The organism is Levilactobacillus yiduensis (assembly GCF_024718525.1).
GTDB lineage: Bacteria > Bacillota > Bacilli > Lactobacillales > Lactobacillaceae > Levilactobacillus > Levilactobacillus yiduensis.
This window is the reverse complement of the sequence record NZ_JAMXAZ010000012.1, coordinates 48,448-68,396: the sequence shown is the minus strand read 5'-3', so window position 1 is coordinate 68,396 and position 19,949 is coordinate 48,448. Positions and strand designations below refer to the sequence as shown.

The 19,949-nt window shown below is 47.6% G+C and carries 18 protein-coding genes; 13 read left to right on the top strand and 5 right to left on the bottom strand.

The window, feature by feature from the left end:
- Positions 1-21: 21 nt before the first annotated feature.
- The 5 genes from NGM66_RS08415 to NGM66_RS08395 all read left to right on the top strand — a co-directional run bounded on the left by NGM66_RS08415 (position 22) and on the right by NGM66_RS08395 (position 6,779).
- Positions 22-1,344 carry a D-alanyl-D-alanine carboxypeptidase family protein gene (locus tag NGM66_RS08415; protein WP_208908006.1) on the top strand — a complete coding sequence of 441 codons (1,323 nt, stop codon included), beginning with the start codon at positions 22-24 and terminating at the stop codon, positions 1,342-1,344.
- 322 nt (positions 1,345-1,666) lie between these two features.
- Positions 1,667-4,825, top strand: coding sequence for a YhgE/Pip domain-containing protein (locus NGM66_RS08410; protein WP_245155332.1), 3,159 nt, complete (start codon positions 1,667-1,669; stop codon positions 4,823-4,825).
- A gap of 85 nt (positions 4,826-4,910) precedes the next feature.
- The gene (locus NGM66_RS08405; protein ID WP_208908029.1) at positions 4,911-5,405 is read left to right on the top strand and encodes a GNAT family N-acetyltransferase; all 495 of its coding nucleotides are present in this window, start codon (positions 4,911-4,913) and stop codon (positions 5,403-5,405) included.
- 202 nt (positions 5,406-5,607) lie between these two features.
- Positions 5,608-6,414, top strand: a complete 807-nt coding sequence (locus NGM66_RS08400) for an AzlC family ABC transporter permease (RefSeq protein ID WP_208908031.1) — start codon at positions 5,608-5,610, stop codon at positions 6,412-6,414.
- Positions 6,415-6,431: 17 nt separating this feature from the next.
- Positions 6,432-6,779: an AzlD domain-containing protein gene (locus NGM66_RS08395; RefSeq protein WP_208908033.1), complete on the top strand. Its 348-nt coding sequence runs from the start codon at positions 6,432-6,434 to the stop codon at positions 6,777-6,779.
- A gap of 82 nt (positions 6,780-6,861) precedes the next feature.
- Here NGM66_RS08395 and NGM66_RS08390 read toward each other — a convergent pair whose 3' ends face one another.
- The 3 genes from NGM66_RS08390 to NGM66_RS08380 all read right to left on the bottom strand — a co-directional run bounded on the left by NGM66_RS08390 (position 6,862) and on the right by NGM66_RS08380 (position 10,594).
- Entirely contained in the window at positions 6,862-7,713 is an 852-nt protein-coding gene (locus NGM66_RS08390; RefSeq protein WP_258115549.1) for a hypothetical protein, read from the bottom strand.
- Between the two features lie 333 nt (positions 7,714-8,046).
- Positions 8,047-8,991, bottom strand: a complete 945-nt coding sequence (locus NGM66_RS08385; RefSeq protein ID WP_245155305.1) for a hypothetical protein — start codon at positions 8,989-8,991, stop codon at positions 8,047-8,049.
- A 406-nt stretch (positions 8,992-9,397) separates the two neighbouring features.
- Complete coding sequence (locus tag NGM66_RS08380) at positions 9,398-10,594, bottom strand: SAM-dependent methyltransferase (RefSeq protein WP_208908047.1); 1,197 nt, start codon at positions 10,592-10,594, stop codon at positions 9,398-9,400.
- A gap of 211 nt (positions 10,595-10,805) precedes the next feature.
- Between NGM66_RS08380 and NGM66_RS08375 the strand changes: the two genes are divergently transcribed.
- From NGM66_RS08375 to NGM66_RS08340, 8 genes are all read left to right on the top strand, one after another.
- Complete coding sequence (locus NGM66_RS08375) at positions 10,806-11,705, top strand: hypothetical protein (RefSeq protein WP_208908049.1); 900 nt, start codon at positions 10,806-10,808, stop codon at positions 11,703-11,705.
- Positions 11,706-12,975: 1,270 nt separating this feature from the next.
- Positions 12,976-14,139 carry an ROK family protein gene (locus NGM66_RS08370; protein WP_258115548.1) on the top strand — a complete coding sequence of 388 codons (1,164 nt, stop codon included), beginning with the start codon at positions 12,976-12,978 and terminating at the stop codon, positions 14,137-14,139.
- 148 nt (positions 14,140-14,287) lie between these two features.
- On the top strand, positions 14,288-15,373 hold the full coding sequence (locus tag NGM66_RS08365) for an AI-2E family transporter (protein WP_208908054.1): 1,086 nt from the start codon (positions 14,288-14,290) through the stop codon (positions 15,371-15,373).
- Between the two features lie 179 nt (positions 15,374-15,552).
- Positions 15,553-16,245, top strand: a complete 693-nt coding sequence (locus NGM66_RS08360) for a 2,3-diphosphoglycerate-dependent phosphoglycerate mutase (protein ID WP_057732225.1) — start codon at positions 15,553-15,555, stop codon at positions 16,243-16,245.
- Between the two features lie 196 nt (positions 16,246-16,441).
- Positions 16,442-16,807 (top strand): GNAT family N-acetyltransferase, encoded by a 366-nt coding sequence (locus tag NGM66_RS08355; protein ID WP_258115546.1) that lies wholly within the window; start codon positions 16,442-16,444, stop codon positions 16,805-16,807.
- A gap of 15 nt (positions 16,808-16,822) precedes the next feature.
- On the top strand, positions 16,823-17,071 hold the full coding sequence (locus tag NGM66_RS08350) for a hypothetical protein (RefSeq protein ID WP_208908058.1): 249 nt from the start codon (positions 16,823-16,825) through the stop codon (positions 17,069-17,071).
- An 83-nt stretch (positions 17,072-17,154) separates the two neighbouring features.
- Positions 17,155-19,050: a GIY-YIG nuclease family protein gene (locus NGM66_RS08345; RefSeq protein ID WP_208908067.1), complete on the top strand. Its 1,896-nt coding sequence runs from the start codon at positions 17,155-17,157 to the stop codon at positions 19,048-19,050.
- 75 nt (positions 19,051-19,125) lie between these two features.
- The gene (locus NGM66_RS08340; protein WP_208908069.1) at positions 19,126-19,371 is read left to right on the top strand and encodes a hypothetical protein; all 246 of its coding nucleotides are present in this window, start codon (positions 19,126-19,128) and stop codon (positions 19,369-19,371) included.
- A gap of 112 nt (positions 19,372-19,483) precedes the next feature.
- Here NGM66_RS08340 and NGM66_RS08335 read toward each other — a convergent pair whose 3' ends face one another.
- A complete protein-coding gene (locus NGM66_RS08335; protein ID WP_208908071.1) occupies positions 19,484-19,681 on the bottom strand; it encodes a hypothetical protein in 198 nt (65 codons plus the stop codon).
- A gap of 5 nt (positions 19,682-19,686) precedes the next feature.
- Positions 19,687-19,947, bottom strand: coding sequence for a hypothetical protein (locus NGM66_RS08330; RefSeq protein ID WP_208908081.1), 261 nt, complete (start codon positions 19,945-19,947; stop codon positions 19,687-19,689).
- Positions 19,948-19,949 lie beyond the last annotated feature (2 nt).

Below are 19,949 nucleotides of genomic sequence, written 5' to 3'. Positions count from 1 at the left end.
AGATAGAGGAGTTTTGATGAAATGAAACGTTTAAAACAAGTTGTGATGGGCCTGGTAACAGCGATGACGCTGTTTGCCGGGAGCCTCAGTGGCTTCAGCGCGCCGGTGACGGCTCAGGCGGCCACCAGCAACGCCAGCACCACGGTCAACCTAAAGGCCAAGGCCGGTATCGCGGTCGACGCTAAGACTGGCCAGATTCTCTATGATAAAAATAGTGATCAGGCCCTGCCAGTGGCGTCGATGACCAAGCTGTTGTCGATCTATCTGGTACTCGACGCGGTCCACAGTGGCAAGTTAAAGTGGGACCAAAAGATCACGGTCAACCAGGCCACGGCGAAGGTTGCCCAAAACACGAACTTGTCCAACGTACCGTTGCGGGCGGGTCATAAGTACACGGTCAAATCCCTGTACCAGGCGTCCTTGATCTACTCGGCAAACGGGGCCATTGAAGCGTTAGGGACGGCGGTGGCTGGTTCCCCGCACGCCTTCGTCACGAAGATGCGGGCCCAAGCCAAGACGTTGGGCATGACCAACGTCAAGATCTATAACGCCTGTGGCCTGACCAACAAACAAGTCGGCAAGCTGGGGTACAGCAACGAAGCGGGTTCGGCGGAGAACGAATGGTCCGCCGCTGACCAAGCCAAGTTGGCCGTGGCCCTGCTCAACAAGTATCCGGAAGTCCTGAAGACCACGAGCGTCAAGAAGATGTGGTTCGAGAAGGGCACGGCGGATGCCACCAAGATGGAGAACTGGAACTGGATGCTCAAGGGTTTGTCCGCTTCCTATTCGAAGTTGCACGTGGATGGCCTGAAGACCGGGACGTCCGATGCAGCTGGTGCTAACTTTACCGGGACTGCCAATAACAATGGCAACCGGATTGTCACAGTCGTGTTGCACGCGGCCCACAAGTCAGAGACTGACCCGTCGCGTTTCCAACAAACCCAAAAGATGATGTCATACGTCTACAACAACTTCAAGACGGTGACGCTGAAGGCGGGTAGCCAGGTCGTTGGCAGTAAGACGGTCAAGACCAATGACGCCAAGCAGCCAACGGCAAAGACGGCGCTGGTCAACGGGCTGAAATTGTGGATCCGTAACGACCAAGTCGCTAGCAATGTCCAGTCCACGACGACGTTGAAGAAAAAGCTGACCACCAACAAGGCGCTGGAAGCCCCAGTTGCTAAGAACACTCAGGTGGGGACGGCCAACATTTCCCTGAAGGGGGATCAACTCGGCTTCTTGGGCAACACCAAGACCACGACGGTACCGTTGAAGGTCACTCAGACCGTGGAGAAAGCCAACGTCTTCGTCCGTATCTGGCGGTCGATCGTCGCCTTATTCTAAATAAATGCATTGCGGAGTCCGGGCCATGTGCTCGGGCTTTTTTTTCGTGGTTGATTTGAATCAAGGCCACAGGCTAAGGGCGCTGATAGACTAGGTTATGTTGTCAGGACCTGACTTTAGCGAATCTAGAAAATTAATTTATTTTGTCAAATGCCGTTGAATCGCTGGTGTCAAGCGGTTGGTAGCGATTTTGTGAATTGATTGATGGCCTGTTGTTGTTTTGACAAGTCAAGCATTAATGTGCGAAGATACTTTTAATATTAGCTGAGAACGCGCAATTTTAAGATTATTTTGAGGAAAAAGGGAGTTGGCATTCGTGAACATGATTAAAGGCGAATGGAATTACATCCGGCACAATCGGTTGATCTTGATCTCCGTACTAGCCATTATGTTTATTCCATTCCTCTACAGTATCTTCTTTCTGAAGTCGGTCTGGGACCCGTATGGGGAGACCGGCTCGCTGCCCGTCGCAGTTGTGAACCAGGATAAACCGGTCACGTATCAGGGGCAGAAATTAAATGTTGGGGATCAAACGGTTACCAATTTAAAGAAGAATCACCAATTGGGCTGGAAATTTGTATCCGCCAAGACGGCGGCAGATGGGCTGAAGCACCACAAGTACTACACCATCATTACGATTCCGAAGAACTTCTCGGCCAACGCGGCGACCGCACTGGATGCCCACCCGAAGAAAATGACATTTACCTACAAGACGAATGGCTCGGCCAACTACATCGCGCAGGTCATGAGTGAAGTTGGCTCCTCCAAGCTGGATAGCCAGATCCGGGCCAAAGTGACGAAGGCCTATGCCCAAGCCACGTTTAAGCAGATCTACGCGGTTGGCAAGGGGATGGACAAAGCTGCCAAGGGGTCTGCAAAGTTGAAAGACGGAACCGTGACCTTGACGGATGGCCTGAACACCTACACGACTGGGGTTCACACGCTGAACAATGGTCTGCAGGAAATGAAGACGTCCGTGACGCCACTGGCTAACGGGATTCAAAAGCTGACCACGGGGGCTTCAACCCTCCAAAGTGGCCTGTCGACCTACACGTCTGGTGTTGGGCAATTTGCTAGTGGGGTGGATACCTATACGAGTGGGGTTGGCCAATATACCAGCGGTGTTAACCAGTTCACTGGTGGGGTCTCCAAGCTGAGCGCGGGGATGCCAAAGCTGACGGCCGGCACGTCACAACTGGCTAGTGGGGCTAACTCGTTGAAGAGTGGGACCTACAAGTACGTTGATGGAGTTTATACACTGAACTCTGGTGTGAAGACACTGGGGAAGGGCTCGACTTCTTTGGCTAGCGGCGTGACGAAGCTGGCTGATGGGAGTAAGACTTTGAACTCTGGGTTGAGTACTTTGAGTGGTAACTCAAGTACTTTGAATTCTGGTGCCAGTCAGTTAGCGGTCGGGGCTACTAACCTTAAAGATGGGATTAATACATTAGAGGGACAATTGGCAAGCCTGACTAGTGATGAGACTGCGAAAGAACTTGAAAAGGCCAAGGCCCTGGTTGCTGCTTTACAGCAATTACAAGGTTCAGGGCTGGATACTTCTGCTGCAGATATTTATAGTGATGCAAAGAGTTTAGCAGCAGCACAACAAGAATTGGCTCAGGCGATGGCAACTGAAAAGGCTACCGCTGAAAAGCTTAAACAAGAAGCAAATAGTAATTCTAGTACAACTGCTCCTGCTGCTGTGACAGGTGTGACGAGTGTTAAGGAAGCGACAAGCGCTGCAGAAGCGACCGCTGATAAGATTGCTTCATCGGCAGGGGACAGTGAGGCTGTGAAGACTAACACCAAATTGTTAAAAGAACAATTAGCAAGAATCAGTGCAGCCACTGCCGCAGTCAAAAGTGATAATACAACTTCTGGAAATACGTCAAGTAATATTTCTAATACAGCTATTGATTTAACAACTGCTCAGGCCAATGTTGAGGCGGCTTATGCTAAGTTGACGGAAACTGTTCGAGGAACAATGACAAGTCTGCAACAATTGCAGTTATCAGCTGTCCAGTCAGAAGCTGTAGGAACATTACTTTCCCAAGACCCTAGTGAATTAAACAGCGTTTTAAGCAACTTGTCAGCTCAAATTACTCAATTACAAGGATTAACAACTACTGAAGCAAAGCAAAAGTTGAAGGCACTTAGTGATGGTGCTGCAGAACTGAGTGCAGGAGCAAGCCAATTGAGCACAAAACTTCCTGAGTATACCTCTGGTGTAGACAAAGCCTTCGCGGGATCAACTCAGTTAAACGATGGCTTAGCAACTCTCAACAGCCAAGTCCCAACCTTAACCAACGGGGTTACCCAGATCATGAACGGGACTGCCAAGTTAGCTAAGAACGGTGGCACGTTGAAGAGTGGGTCCAAGCAGGTCGCTTCTGGTGCCAACCAGTTGAACTCTGGCTTGAAGACGGCCGCTTCTGGTGTCAACCAACTGAACGCCAACACGGGTAAGCTGACTGCCGCTGGCAACAAGCTCAACGCCAACACGCCGAAGTTGACCGCTGCTGGCAACAAGTTGATGAGTGCTTCCAGTCAACTGAACAATGGTGCGGGTCAATTATCATCTGGCTTGAACACCTTGAACGGTAAGATTCCAACGCTGACCAGTGGGGTTAACCAACTGGCCGACGGGTCACAACAACTGGATAACAACAGCAATAAGCTCATGCAAGGGGCTAACCAGTTGAAGAACGGGAACGGCACGTTAGCCAAGTCATTGAAGAGTGGGGCTGATCAGATTCAGAACCAACCACTGACTAGCAAGACGGCTGACATGTTCGCGGCACCAACTAACTTGAAGCACGAAAGCTACAGTTACGTGCCAAACTACGGTCACGCGCTGGCACCTTACGTGTTGTCCGTTGCCCTGTACGTTGGGGCCTTGGTCTTCAACTTCGCCTTCCCAATTCGGAAAGTCTCTCGTGAAGACGGAACCGCTACGGGTTGGTACTTGAGTAAGGTCTCCATTGGCGCAGTCGAAGGACTGGCCATGGGTGTGATCGAACCAGTCTTGATGATGTTAGGCGGCTTGACCGTTGATCACCCAGGTCAAATGATTCTGATTTCCATCTTCTTCGCGGAAGCGTCGATGTTTATCGTCATGTTCCTGTCAATGCTACTGGACAACCCTGGTCGTTTCATTGCCATGGTTCTCCTGATGCTGCAACTTGGTGGTTCCGGTGGGACGTTCCCAATGGAAGTTACCAACCACTTCTACAACATCGTGCACCCATTCTTGCCAATGACTTACTCGATCCTCGGATTCCGGCAAGCCATTACGTCAGGGATGCAAGGCATGGTCGGTCAAGCGCTGTGGGTCTTAGCACTCTTTACCATCATTGGTTTATCCCTGCTGTGGCCAACGATGGTTTGGCTCCAGAAGAAGCATCTCATGGGCAAGTCACAATTGGATGATAATCAGAAGCTCCAAGCAGTTGAAGATCCAAATTCCAATTCACATTCATAAAATAACGGAAGCGTCGTAAAGCCACTGGTTTTGCGGCGTTTTTTGCGTATAATGGATGCCATTGAGAGAAAAGAGGGACCTAGACATGTCAGTCAGTTTTCGCTTAGCAACAGCCGCGGATCAACCGCGCATCGTCGAGATTTATAACCAAGCCATCGCCACCAAGGGAAGTACCGCGGACCTGACAGTGACCACCGTTGCCCAACGCCAATCGTGGTTCGCCGAATTTTCCGCCGATCATTTTCCGCTGTGGGTAATCGCAGATGAGGGCCGAGTCGTCGGTTACGTGGGGTTGGAACCCTACAGTGATCGCGCAGCCTACGCCCAAACGGCCGAAATTGCCCTGTATCTAGCTTCCGAGGCCCAGGGCCATCACTTGGGTGGCCAGGCCATCCAATGGGCTGAGAGCGCCGGGAAACGGCTGGGACTGCACGCCATTATTTCGCGAATTTTTGGGCACAATCAGGCGAGTCGTCATTTATTTGAGAAACACGGTTATGAGCACTGGGGCCACTTGCCAGCAATCGCTGACATGCAAGGCTTTAGCGCTGATTTGGAAGTCTACGGCAAGCATTTCTAGGGAGCCGTTAGGGATGAAAATTCGCTGGTTTTTTTCACAAACTTTTAATTAAACCGGGGTAGATTGCGGATTCTCTTTGCTAAATATCAGAAGTGTTATATGAAAATAGCATGAAACATGTTAAAATATCATCGTGTGGTTTTATCATGTAAACCCATTAACTTGCTTCATATCTCAGAGTATTCGACGGAGGCAAACATTCTTGAATAAACGACGGCCAAACCCCAAGCAGGTGCCGGACCCCAATGAACCCTTATGGCGGTCGACGCTGCGGGTAGCCATGCCCCTTAATTTGAGTTACATTCCGATTGGGCTGGCTTGTGGGATTTTGCTACACGCGGCAGGGTTCAATACCTTACTGACTGGATTGGTTTCAATCTTGATCTTTTCTGGTGGGGCACAATTTTTAATTGCCACGATGTTGACCATTAATTCCCCACTACTTTCAATTGTTTTGATGTTGTTCTTTTTGGAATTACGGTATGCATTACTGAGTTCGAGTTTATCGCCTTACTTAAAAGGCCAGTCCAATCGCTTCTTATTTGCGTTTGCGATTTCTTTAAACGATGAAAATTACGCCATTAACTACTTAAAATTTGCCACGGATAAAAAGTGGACGGGCAAGGAAGCCCTAATGGTGGAGCATTATTCCTTGCTGTTCTGGGCCGTCAGCAACGTTATCGGGAGTCTGATCGGTAGCGCGCTGAAGATTGACCTGGGTGTCGTGAACTTTGCGTTAACGGCCTTGTTCTTGTACATGATCGTGATGCAGATCAAGAACCGCCTGACCATTGTGATCTGTCTGGTCTCAGGGGTCTTGGCGGCGGTCTGCATGATGCTCACCAAGAGTACGTTAGGGCTAGTTATTTCGACGATTATCGCTTCATTGATTGGGTTCTTCTTGGAAACCACGCTGCGGAAACACTTGCCGGCGAGTCATTGGCTGTGGAAGTTACGGAGTCCGGGGTCCAAGAAGTCGACCGTGGAAAGCGAATCGGATGCTAATTAGGATACAGGAGACGCTATATGAGTGCAGTTAATACGTGGAACAGTACGCAACACTTTTGGTTGATCATTCTAGGCTTTTGCGTTGCCTTCGTGCCGCGCTTCCTTCCCTTGATGTTATTCACCAAGCGGGCCATTCCTGAATGGTTCAACGAATGGATGAAATTTGTGCCGGTATCGCTATTTACGGCGCTGGTCGTGAAGGATGTCTTCATCGACAGTGCGACGTACCAAATCATCTTTACCCATTTTTCCGAAATGATTGCGGCTGTGATCGTCGTCATCATTGCTTATCGCACGCGATCCATGGCCATTTCGGTGATTACAGGATTGATAGCTGTTTTCCTGTTGTCTATGTTTATTGCGTGAATTGATTTAGTTGAATGAGTCTTATGTAGGGCGGAGCCGGTTTGGGGCTCCGCTCTTTTTCCATGCTTAGGGGTTAACTAAACTAGGCAGTATAAGGTTTGTTGGTAGCAGTCAATTTGGTAAGTGTATTTTCAGCAGCTAGCAAATTTTTCGCAGCGTCTAAAATCTGAGTATAATTTTTTGAGCCTTTGATTTTGTTACCCGCGTCTCTATAAGCTTTTGAGCTTTCTCCAGTGCTACTTACCTTAGCATCGAGGTCGGTACCAAACTTAGTACTAGCGATTGGATCTTTTTGGGGAGATGCTGTCTTTGCTTCAGTGATTTGTCCCTTGATGAGTTCCAAGTAAACGGCACGAGTGTTTTGTTGGTCATGCGTTGCGTTCTCATTTTTGATATTTCCAATTGCATTATCGAAGTCTTTTTGAGCATTCTCAAATTCAGTCTTAGCAGTCTTATAAATAAACTGAGTATGAACGACTTCATGCGGCTTGCTCTGTGGCTTTTCCTTATCCTTCGCAGGCTTCTTCCCCTCATCAGGCTTAGCCGGGGCAGGGGTAGTCGAAGCAGGCGTCTCGGTAATCACGCCATCATCGATTGCTTGGACAGCCTTCTTCACTTTATGCGTGTAAGTCCGGGCCTTCAAACCGGCCTTAGTTGCCTTGATCTTGAACTTCAGCTTAGACAGGTTATTCTTCTTGACCTTAACCGTGAACTTGCCTTTCTTGTTCGCCGTAGCTGAAGCCTTTTCCCCGTGCTTCAGCTTCATCAGCGTGATGTGTGACTTGGCCGTCGTGTAACCGGTGACCTTGTGCTTCGTGACCTTGACGTGGGTGATTTTGGCAACTGACTGGTGCGTGGTCTTGGCCGCCAAGGCACTGACTTCCCCACCGGTAACAATTGAGAGCAACGTTGCGGCCATAACAATCTTCTTCATGTCCATAACAAATATAATCCCCTTTATAACTTGATGTACCAGCATTTCTGCTGGTGAAACCACTATATCATGTTGACAACCTCAGCAAAAGAAGAGATGTCAATCAGACACAAAGGTTTATATCGTTAGCAGTGTTAATCGCCAATGGTGACGGCAATCCTGGGGCACCACTTTTTATCCATAAATTTTGTAATACTGGACATTACCATTTTCCAACAGGGGAGAACGACAAATAAAAAAGAGCTTGGGCAGAAGTCCCAAACTCTGGTAGATCAAGATTCGATTGTTGAATCGAAGTCGTTACGACCGTTTAAAATCAATCCCAGGCCGGTCTTAATGCAATTCTTCCGGCGTGTAACTGTTATCCAGGACCCACAGCTCATCCATCAAGGAGCTGACCTTGGTGCGGGCATTCTCTAAGGGCAGCATTTGCGGATAGAGGTCAAGTCGTTGATCAAGCATGTCATCAATACGTGCGTCCAGGAGGGCCTTTTGCTGGGTGGCGCGATCGATTGCCGCTTGGTCATGATTGGCCGTTGCGGTGGCTAGGTCCTTGTCGACAAGTTGCAGATTCACGCGTTGCACGTGGATTTCAGTCGTCAAGGCGTCGATTTTATCCGCCACGGGTTGGAGCTGGGACTTGACTTGGTAATAGGTCGCCTTAGCCGCAGCGACTTGGGCCTTTTTGGCCGCAATCTTGCGGTCCTTGGCCGACAAGTTGCTTCCCGGTTGGCTTGGGGTCGTTGGCTTGGTTGGCGTCGACGGGCTGGCTGGGCCAGTGGGCTTTGTCGGTTTCGTTGGCTTATTTGGCTTGGTTGGTTTAACTGGTTTCGCTGGTGTTGTCGGTTTCACGGGCTTGGCTGGCGTCGTTGGCTTCACCGGTTTCGTCGGCTTGCTTGGCTGACTTGGCGTAACCGCCGCAGGGTGGTGTGGCTTGGCCTGTGCGCGTTTGATCTGTTTATTTGAGAAGGTCCGCGACTTGAAGCCGGGCTTGGTCGCCTTGAGTTTGAATGACAATTTCGTCAGATTTTGCTTCTTCACCGTGATGGTAAACTTACCGACCCGGTTGGCTTTACCGCTGGCAAACGACTTCCCCTGAGCGTTTACCAAACGGATGTGGGCGTACTTGGTGGTCTTGCCGGTCAGGCGGTGCTTGGCCAGCTTGATCTGCGTGAGCTTGCTGATTGTGTGGCTCTTGGCCAGCGCGTTGACTTCTCCCCCGAAAGCCATCGTCAATGCCGCTGCGACCAGTAGTGCTGGTTTAATCCCCATAGTCATGATGAAATTTTCTCCCCATTCTCTTTTTTGTTAACACAATTCAATTGCGTACCATCAGTCTAACATGAACCATTTGAGAAAAAAAGCGGAGATGAAAATCACAAACAAAGATTGAGGGGCAAAAGTTCACAAATCATAGGATAGTGGAAATTGCCGGATAATAGGGAAGAGAACGCTTACGGAAAACTCAAAATTCACAACCGAATATAAATAAGATTGTGAAAAAACGGCTGTAAATTACTAGACCACCCCAGCATCGCCTTCTCAAGACTGATTATGAAATTCAAGATACCTGGTCATCAAGACTAGCTATACGCAGGCACACAAAAACACCCAGCCACCGGTGATCAATCCGTTAGCTGGGTGTTTTTAAGTGAATGATCCGCGGTCACTCACCTGATTTGAATTAGTCCGCTACCTTGGCGTGGGTCTCATCATACATGTAATCCCGCGTCATGGGTAACATCCGGGCAGACGGGCCCTTGGAAATCAAATACTGAATCACGTCAATATTACCAGACTTGAAGGAAGCTGCGCAAGCTTGGAGATAAAGATCCCACATGCGGACGAAGTTTTCGTCAAACATCTCGGCAACCTCGTCGCGGTGTTGATTGAAGTTTTGGTCCCAGATCTCCACGGTCTTTTGGTAGTGACGACGTAGAGGTTCCATGTCGTCGATCTGCAGGCCGTTTTCGATGATGTGGGTCGTGTTTTCAATCAAGCCGGGTACGTAGCCACCGGGGAAGATCCACTTGTTCAACCAACCGTTATTAGCGCCACCCTGTTGCCGGGTGATTCCGTGAATCAAGGCGACCCCGTCGTTCATCAGGTACTTTTGGACGCAGTCGAAGTATTGGCCCAGGTTTTCTTGGCCAACGTGTTCGAACATACCAACAGAGGTGATGTAGTCCCACTGTTCGTTGCCTAGTTCACGGTAGTCTTCCAGGCGAACTTCGGCGACGTCTTGCAGGCCTTCATCTTGGATGCGTTGGTTCACGTAGTCAAATTGTTCTTGGCTCAGCGTGATCCCAGTCACGTGCAGACCGTAGTCCTTGGCCGCCGTGAGCATCAAGGTCCCCCAGCCACAACCAATGTCCAGCAAGGTCTTGCCGGGTTGTGGGTTGAGCTTCTTGATGATGTGGTGAACCTTGTTCATTTGCGCCGTGTAGAGGCTGTCCTCGGGCGTTTCGAAGTAGGCACAGGAATAAGTCATGGTGTCATCCAACCAGAGCTTGTAGAAGTTGTTACCGATGTCGTAGTGGTTCTGGACGTCGGCCTTGCTTTCCTTTTCCGTGTGCTTTTGCTTAGGTAAGAAATGAATGAACTTCTTGTTGTGGAAGAAGCTATCGGCGTTTTCGTAGGCCGCTGTCAGCAGGTCTTCGATACTGCCGTCAATTTCAATCGTCCCATCCATGATGGCTTCCCCCAACGCGATAGAGGCGTTGCGGGAGATTTCCTTGACCGGAATGGCCTCGTGAATGGTAATCGTGATGTCGGGAGTGCCAGTCCCATAAACATCGGAAGAGCCGTCCCAGTAGTTAACGCGGACGGGGATGTTAAAGGTGTGGCTGAGAAATGTTTTGTAGAATGTTTTTTCAAGCATGTCAGGAGTCCTTTCCGGTTTTCTCTTAGATTTGGACACAAGAAAACGAAATTTACTTAAGCCATTATACGCCTTTAATGGGAGAAAGGGTAAGGGGTGACTTGGTGTAACCGCTTAACATTAATTTGCCATGAGGGCATAGCAAAAATGACGGATTCTTAAATGCGGCATGGTATAATGGACTTACAATTAACCAGCGGAGGTCTTTCATTTGAAAAAATGGGTATGGGTCGTGGCAACAATCGTTGTGGCACTGCTGATTGGTGGGTACGCGTATTCCAATCATCACGCGACAGCCAAGGAGTACCAAGCGGCAATGGCCAACGGTCGGACTGCCATCCAAGCAAAACATTATACGCAAGCGGAAAGTTATTTCCAAAACGCCTTGAAACGGCGGCTAAACGACAAGCCAGCCCAACGCTACCTGACGCAGACCCAACGGTTCGTGTCAGCGGAAAATGCGTTGAGCGACCTGAAGTTTGCGAGCGCTGAAAAGCACTACACGGCGGTCAAAAATACCACTGATGCATCAAACGTCTTAGTGACGCGCGCAACGGCAAAGGTCAAGCAGGTCAAGGAAATTCGCGCCAACGTTAAGCAATTTAAGAAACTCTTGAAGACGGCTAGTGGCCAGAACCTGGCATTGAACTATGGCCAATCCAACACGACGTTAGACGAGCTCTTTAACAACGCCAAGTTCCGGCAGAAGTACTACAAAGACTTGTACGACCAAGCCTTAGCCTTACGCAAGGCCAACAATGCCGGACAAACGGCGGCTGCCAGTTCTAGTAGCGCTAACAGCAGTAGTGCTGCCGCAACCAGCTCTAGCAACGGGACGTCGACCAGCAGCTCCAGCGCGTCACTGACGTCTTCTGAGCAGTCGGCGGCCAACAACTATTCCGGGAGTAACGAATACACCGTGACTCAGAAGCAAAAGGAATTGAACGGCAAGACCATCACAGCAGCTCAAATCGACAACGCCCGTAAGACCATCAACGCGGCGGGCGGTCAAGCCGATGCCATGAGTGATCAAGACGTGCGGGTCGCCTTGCAGACGGCTAACAAGAAGAACATGTCGTTGACGCAATACACGAAGCAATATCTCAAGTAAGCCAGTCGGTTCACGGATCATCCTACTGAATCGCTACGCAGGCGTGGTTAACCCCTTGTGGGTTAGGCACGCCTGTTTTTTAGCACTACCTTTTTGGGTAAGCGAGGTTGAGCGTCTGATTTTATGGTGATCATTAAAGTTGATGAAGCCAGAAACCTCCGTCAGCCAGCAGTTCCGCCTGCTATGGGGAACACCTCCAGCCTGGGAAGCGGTCTTCCGGTTCGCTTGAAAGCCTGGTCAAACCACCAGTCTTTCAAGTCGTCCCGCCCAGTAACCTGGCAAAAGACGCCAGCTAACTGGGCCGACACAGCTGGCTACACTACTGGCTGACTCCGGCAACGTGGTGCTTATCAGCAACTACGTGTTCATCTCAATCCAATGGCAAAATCAGATGACACCACGGGTTAAGCTAATTGTTGACTAGCCATCACTCTAGTAGCCGAGAGTCCGCCAAATATGGGTTCAGCCGTGGGAGTTACCTTGGCAGCGGTCTGGGCTGGTTAGGTAACTGGCGGTTTTGAGACGCGGGTTTTCGGCTCAAAGCCGAGGCGTCGAGACCGCACTGTGGCTCGACCCGTCCGCCCACCGCGTTCCGACCCATATTTGGCGGACGGTAGGCGGCCGGTTCGAACCGGGTAGCGGGACATAACTAGTTTTATCGGACGCTGAGAGTCTAGTCGATTTTTACCTTTAAATCTAAGTGAAATAACTAACATTTCAATCACCTAGTCAACGAGTTCAGGTTATTTTCGCAACGCGTTGGTCGGTTCAAAATGTCAAAGTCACGGCTGGCCTGGTTTTGTCTCATCCTAAAGGGGCCACACTCCTGGCACATGAAATTAGGTTGCCCATTAAAGAGTTCACGCAATTAGGTAAGAAACCTTACCTTTCACAACGTTTTGAGGTAAAAACTTGACATGTAAGGTAGGTTAGTAAACAAATTGGTTAATCAACTGAACGGGTAAATTACTGATGTCTTCAAGCGATTAACCCTATCATACCGGGCCGCAGCGGCATTTTTCCGAAAATTCGCAGTAAAATCCCGCCGAAAATTCGCGAGTCATAATCCCAGCATAATTTGTAAAGAGGAATTACTATATAGTTAGAATCAGAATCTACAAGGGGGGTTAGGTAACACGGCCCCCACAATAAGCGGGTGAGCACCAACCTTGGGGGATGGGGCAACCTAAACTGATTTGATTCCCGAATCACCACAAGCTATTGGGGGAGTAGTGTTACCAAGAAAATTATGATTATCAACAAACACATTATGCGCACCACCAATGAAAAACAGGTTTTGCAGCAGATTGTGAATGCTGGCCCAATTTCTCGGAGCCAGATATCACGAAATCTTAGTCTGAACAAGGTGACGGTCTCGGATATTTATAGTCAGTTACTTCATGAAGGGTTGATCCGTGAGGTTGGTCACGGTGTCAGCACCCGGAATGGTGGACGGAAACCAGTGATGGCATTGCTAAACGTGGGGTATGGTTATGTCATCAGTATTAACATCTTGCGGTCACGCTTCTCAATGATCACCTGTCGGTTGGACGGGCGGTCCGAGAACTACGAGAGTATCTCGACGCGAGATGTGGACTTGACCTCAGTCCTAGATATGATTGATGAACGGATCAATCACACCGTGGCGGCCAGCGAAACGCGGCTGCTCGGGATTGCTTTTGGTTTGGACGGCACGATTTACGAAAACCAGATCTTAGGGGCCTCATTGAAGGGCTTTAAGAACTTTGATTTGGCGAAATACTTTAGTGATAAATTTCAGGTCCCAGTTGTTTTAGAAAACTTAGCCAATGAGTCCGCTATCTATGAACGTGATTTCGCGGGTGAAGGGGTCTATCGTAACCTCATCTCCGTCACGATTCGGGACCAAGTCGCTGCGGGTATCGTGGCGGAAGGTCATCTGTATCGCGGTCACAACGGCGAGGCTGGCAACATCGGGTGTTGTCCATTGGCAGACCGGTACCAAGAAGATAATATGGAAACGGTCAACCACTACGTCGCCGAGGGCAATGTCTTACAACGGATCATGGCCTATCAACACTTAGACCGAGTAGACGTGAACCGCATTCGGCGGGACTACTTAGGTCACCGGCCAGAACTGTTGCACATTTTGGATGAATTTGCTTACTACCTGGCCAAAGTGTTGGGCAACCTGTCCAGTACCTTTGCCCCTGACGCCATCGTGGTCAACGCGCCGATCCTGGAGCTGTTGCCGGAATTAATGGATCAGGTCCGCGAGTATGTTGGCCAGCTTGACATTTGCCGCAAGGCGCCGTTACTTTTGACCAAGAACTCCAAGGAAGCTTCCCTCATGGGCGGGGCTTCCGCCATCATCCACCGGGCCTTGGCCTTGGATGACCTGCAATTGACGTTTGGCAATCAACGGTCGGCAGTTTTAGAGGAAGTTGAATCGTAAATAGGTAAGCTGAGCCTGGGCCTGGTGCCTGGGCTTTTTTTCTGCACTATCCCAGAATTTTAGATTTTGACCGCACTTGACGAAAACAATGCGAGATTTAGCCGAGATACGGTATAATAAAGCTATTATGGGATGGGGGAATTCACAAGTGAGTTTATGGCAACGCTTTGTTGAAAACGTTCGGCTCCGGCGCTTTACCGTACTGGCCTTGATTATCTTTGTACTCTGGCTGATTCGCGCGGAAATGAACATGATTCTGTTGACGTTTATCTTTACCTTTCTGGTGCTACAGCTAGTCAAAGCGATTCGCAAGGTGGTCAAGCTACCGCCGGCATTGATCGTGACGGTCACCTACGTCGTCGTGATTGGCGCGCTTTACTGGGCAGTGACCACGTATTTGCCACAGATCTTGAATTCCTCGATTCACGGGATTGAGAACCTGTACAAGTTCTATCAAAATCCAAAGAATAACAGTAATGAGATTATCAGTTATGTCACGAATTATATTCAGACGTCAGACATCGTCAATCAGCTCCAGAACGGGGCGAAATTGGTGCTGACGTACATTTCTACGATTGGGTCATTTGGCGCGACCCTGTTCATGTCCATGATCTTGAGCTTCTTCTTCACGATTGAAAGCAAGCAAATGGGTGAGTTCTCCAAACGATTCTTGACCAGCACGTACGGGTGGTTCTTTTCCGATATTAACTTTTTCGCCACGAAATTTGTTAACACGTTCGGGGTCGTCTTGGAGGCACAGTTCTTCATTGCCCTGTGCAATACCGTGATTACGACGATTGTGCTGGCGATTATGGGGATGCCACAACTGCCGACGCTGGCGATTATGATTTTTATTTTAAGTCTGATTCCGGTGGCCGGGGTCATCGTGTCCATCGTGCCGCTGACCATCCTGGGCTACTCCGTTGGCGGGTTCCGCTACGTCGTCTATATTCTGGTGATGATCGTGGTGGTCCACGCGCTGGAAGCCTACGTGCTGAATCCCAAGTTCATGTCGAGTCGGACTGAATTGCCCATCTTCTACACGTTCGTCGTGTTGCTGGCGGGTGAGCAGTTATTTGGCGTCTGGGGCCTGATTGTTGGGGTGCCAATCTTTACGTTCTTCTTGGACATTCTGGGCGTCCGGCCGGTTCACGGCCTACATCCAGCACCACACGTGGATGTGAAGAAGCTGCGGGAGATTCGTCGCAACCATAGTCAAAATAACGATAAGTAAGTGAACCAACGCAACGGACGGCCTGAGTCAAAGGGGCCGTCCGTTTTGGTGTGACGGGCTTCACAGGAATCTCACAGAAGAAAACGGTTACATAAAAAGAAGCCGTCAATTTAGCTGAAATTAGCGGCTAGATGGTGTAAAATGACAAGGTATTCTACGACAGAAAGAGGTTATAAGTGATGGCAAAATTAGTATTGATTCGCCACGGCCAAAGTGAATGGAACTTGGCAAACAAGTTCACCGGCTGGGTTGACGTTGATTTAAGCGAAAAGGGTGTTGAAGAAGCCAAGGCTGCTGGTCAAAAGATCAAGGAATCTGGCATGAAATTCGACTACGCTTACACGTCAGTTCTGAAGCGGGCAATCAAGACGTTACACTACGTTTTGGAAGAATCCGACCAACTTTGGATTCCAGAAACCAAGACTTGGCGTTTAAACGAACGTCACTACGGTGCTTTACAAGGCCTGAACAAGAAGGAAACCGCTGAAAAGTACGGTGACGACCAAGTCCACATCTGGCGTCGTTCTTACGATGTCTTGCCACCACTCTTGGACGCAGACGCTGAAGGCTCAGCTGTGAAGGACCCTCGTTACGCGAACTTGGATCCTAACATCGTGCCTGGTGGGGAAAACTTAAAGGTTACCCTGGAACGTGTTATGCCATTCTGGGAAGACCAAATCGCACCTAAGTTGCTTGACGGCAAGAACGTCATCATCGCCGCTCACGGTAACTCACTGCGTGCCCTTTCCAAGTACATCGAACGGATCAGTGATGATGACATCATGAACCTTGAAATGGCAACCGGTGAACCAGTTGTCTACGACTTCGATGACAAGTTAAACATGACTAACAAGACGAAGTTGGGCAAGTAATTTCCAACTGACTCGAAGCCGCCTCGTTTGTGGGGGCGGCTTTTTCGTGGGAAAAAATGTCATTAGCGGTCACTAGGGTCGCCAAAAGTCAGGTGAAAATTTGATTGAATTGAGAGCTTATCGTGCAGAGAACTTGGAGGCCGTGATACGGCTGTTTCGAGAAACAGTAGTCAAGGTCAATCGGCAAGATTACTCTTTGAGACAGATAGAGGCATGGCTGGGAACTGACACCGCGGATGTTCGGGCTGACTGGCAGATATCTTTGTTGGCTCATCATACTTATTTAGCCTGGTTAGCTGGCGAGTTGTTGGGGTTCGCTGATATGACGACAACGGGCTATTTAGATCGGTTGTTTGTCAGTGCAAACCATCAAAGCGAAGGTATTGCAACGAAGCTGCTGGTGGCCTTAGAACAGGTTGTTCCGGCTGGCTTATATACCACTGAATCCTCAATTACAGCACGACCATTCTTTGAAGCACAAGGGTATCGTGTGGTGAAAAGAAACGTGGTTGTTCGGGATGGCATCGAATTGATTAATTTTACAATGACAAAATACGCATAAGAAAAGAGATTGAATTTGGCAGACAAAGAAGTATCACAGATTGAAATGATGAAGATTATCGCGCTGTTTCGTAAGGAAGGCTTCAAGGGAGAGTATGAATCCTTCCAACGGGTCAGCGGCACTGACCGGGAGTTCTTCGTGGTTATGAGTAATGAACAGGGCATCAAAGCACTGTTTCGGGCTAGCTTGATGTTGAACGCTGTGGAGTTCCAGTATGTGTTGGATGATAAGCATACGTTTGTGATAGAAACGGTTGAAAAATAGAATAGTTAAGGCAACAAGGCTGCATGGGCTTTTTTGTGAATAGGTCGATACTTATTTAGATAAAATATCGAGGAGAAGCTTAAATGAATTCAATTGTGTTAGTTGTTTTGATAATTGGGGCTGCAATCTGGCTTATTTCATCTAATCAGGAAAAGAAAAGATTGGAAGAGAAAAAGGAATTAGAGAGGCAGCAGCTTGAGTACCAAGAAAAAGAGATACTTAAGTATCAAGAAAAAAAGACACCTGAAGAATGTTTAAATCAGGAAATGTTTAAGGCAAAAAAGTTGTTACAAGAACGCCAAGAAGAAAACGAAGCGAATATTCGAAAGAAAAAAATAATCGAGGAAGAACAGAAACAAATTAAGCAGAAGAATTCGCATCAAGAGCAATCTGTTGTTGAATCTAAAGATGTAATTAGAGTTAATTTTCATTTCAACTATTTTTATGAGGATGAATTGAAAGCGATTATTGTTGTCTTTAACGAGAAGACCGACTGGTTAGACTATAAGACAATTATGCGTAATTCCGAAGAATATTCGAAGAAATTGTATCACTACTTGCGAGATAATAGTAAGGAAATGAAGCGACAATTAGGCCTGACGGAGGATGTGGATATCTATTTACTTCCAAAGTTTAGTACATCTTCCCATTTACAAGAAGTGTCAGAGTGGATTTTGTCTCAAAAGAGTCAAGTATTGAATCAATCTTTGGTAAAAATTAATTCGAATGGTGATCTGGTTGGTGGTGAAGTTAAGAAGGTTTTAAATCCTGATGTTGCACTAGCACGAACGGATGATCAATCTGAACTGAGTCAGCTTATGAATGTACTGGACTACTTTGTTCAGTCAGACGTGATAATAGTATATTTTAAGAATGAAGCGGCGTGTCAACAAGTCCTTGAAAAAATTACAGATAGTTTCCAAGCGGCAGCTAATTTCTGTGGATTGATGATTCAGATGAAGAGTAAGTTTGAAGAAATTGAGCTATTCGAGACGCCAATTTCACTCTGTTTAATGCCAATTTCCACTCACAGCAGTAATGAAGCGGCTGAAATGATGAATTTAATGTTAACTGAGAATGACAACATACTAAAGAAATTTCTAGTCGTTATCGATAAACAAAATCAAGTCACTGAAGGTGCCTTAGTACGTAATATACCGGAAGATATGCTGGCAAAAATTAATAAGCGACAAGGGCTGCGCAGTGAATCGCGGTTAAACGTTAAGATGGATTTGGAAGATAGTTGTGATCAAAATCAGGAGAAATCCGACAATTTTAATGTTTATGAGTGGTTTATCCAAGAAACTGGAGAAATCTTTTTTGTTGGTGTGGGGTATGGTAATAGGCGGCCTTTAGTTAAACAAAATGATTTGTTTAAGCGGGTGAGAGAGAAATACCAAACTGATTATCGTTTTACTGGCAAGCAATTGAGTAAGCGCGCAGCCAATAAACTAAAGCTGGGAACGATAAAGAAAGATTTGGATGCTGGGAATGTTTTGACTAACATTCAAGTGCCTATTGGCTATGCTGGAGGAATGAGTACTTCAGCAGAGAAAACTGGTTTTGGAGCGCGACAATATTCTTATTTGAAGGCTCCTCAGATTATAGGAAATATTGTTGAGACACATTATCAGTTACTTGAAAGTGCAGAAACGTATGATAAAATTGAGAGTCAATACTTAAAGAAAATATGTGTGCCGACTTATGCATTAAACGCAGAGAAGTCATTGTATTTTAAGAGTAAATCGGGTAATACTGCGAAGCTGATTGAGCGGCTTAAAACTGAGATTAAGGAGAGAACGGATGCTAAGATCTATAAATCATTAGCGAAATCAGCGGATTCAGTTATCTTAACTAATGCTCCCAGACCAACCCATGTTAAAGACTTGCATGATAGGGGATATAAAGTATTTCACATGATTGATGTTGCTAGATTCTTGGAGATTGATTTGGAGCAAGTTACACGAGAGTTTGAATAGCAATGTTGAAGAGTCGTAAGCTGTACGGTTCGTCACTAGTGACCGAAAATTTAGATAAGAGAAAAGAGATTGAATTTGGCAGACAAAGAAGTATCACAGATTGAAATGATGAAGATTATCGCACTGTTTCGTAAGGAAGGCTTCAAGGGAGAGTATGAATCCTTCCAACGGGTCAGTGGCACCGACCGGGAGTTCTTCGTGGTCATGAGTAATGAACAGGGTATCAAGGCGTTGTTCCGGGCGAGCTTGATGTTGAACGCTGTTGAATTCCAGTATGTGTTGGATGACAAGCATGTGTTTGTGACGGAAGCGGCTGAATAAAGGGTAGCTGAGTAAAAGATATTGTAAAAACACGGTGAGTTCCTCTTTAAAAGGAGACTCGCCGTGTTTTAGAGTGTCTAAGTGCTCTGAACTTGAGCAGCCAAAGCAGAATTCAAATAGAGCGGTTTGTCCACCAATATAGAACATAAACGCCTAGTAAAAGAATCACAGCAATGGCTGTACTTCCTAGAAACAACCAATTTAAAGGCCCAGATATTCCCAATGTAACTACAAATCCTTCAACAATTGCAATCAATACAATTACCCAAGTCAAAATTTTGATCATTTTCTTTTTTGTTGTATCTGTCAAGTGAATTATCTCCAATGCACTGCATGATGGGTGCTACCAATTTTTCCAGTTTTATTGCTATGCCGGTACGCTGAAACATAGCATTCTTCATTGAGTAATACAGTCATACCATTAGGTGCCTTGGCGGTTGTGTGGTAATAACTAGCATTAACGTAATAATTTTTAACCTTCGAAGACGCAACGTCTGCTGCTACACCAGATGCGGCAGCAGCAAATGGATGGCCGGAAGCTTCCAAAGCACCTTCCACTCCAAATTTGTACCGCATAA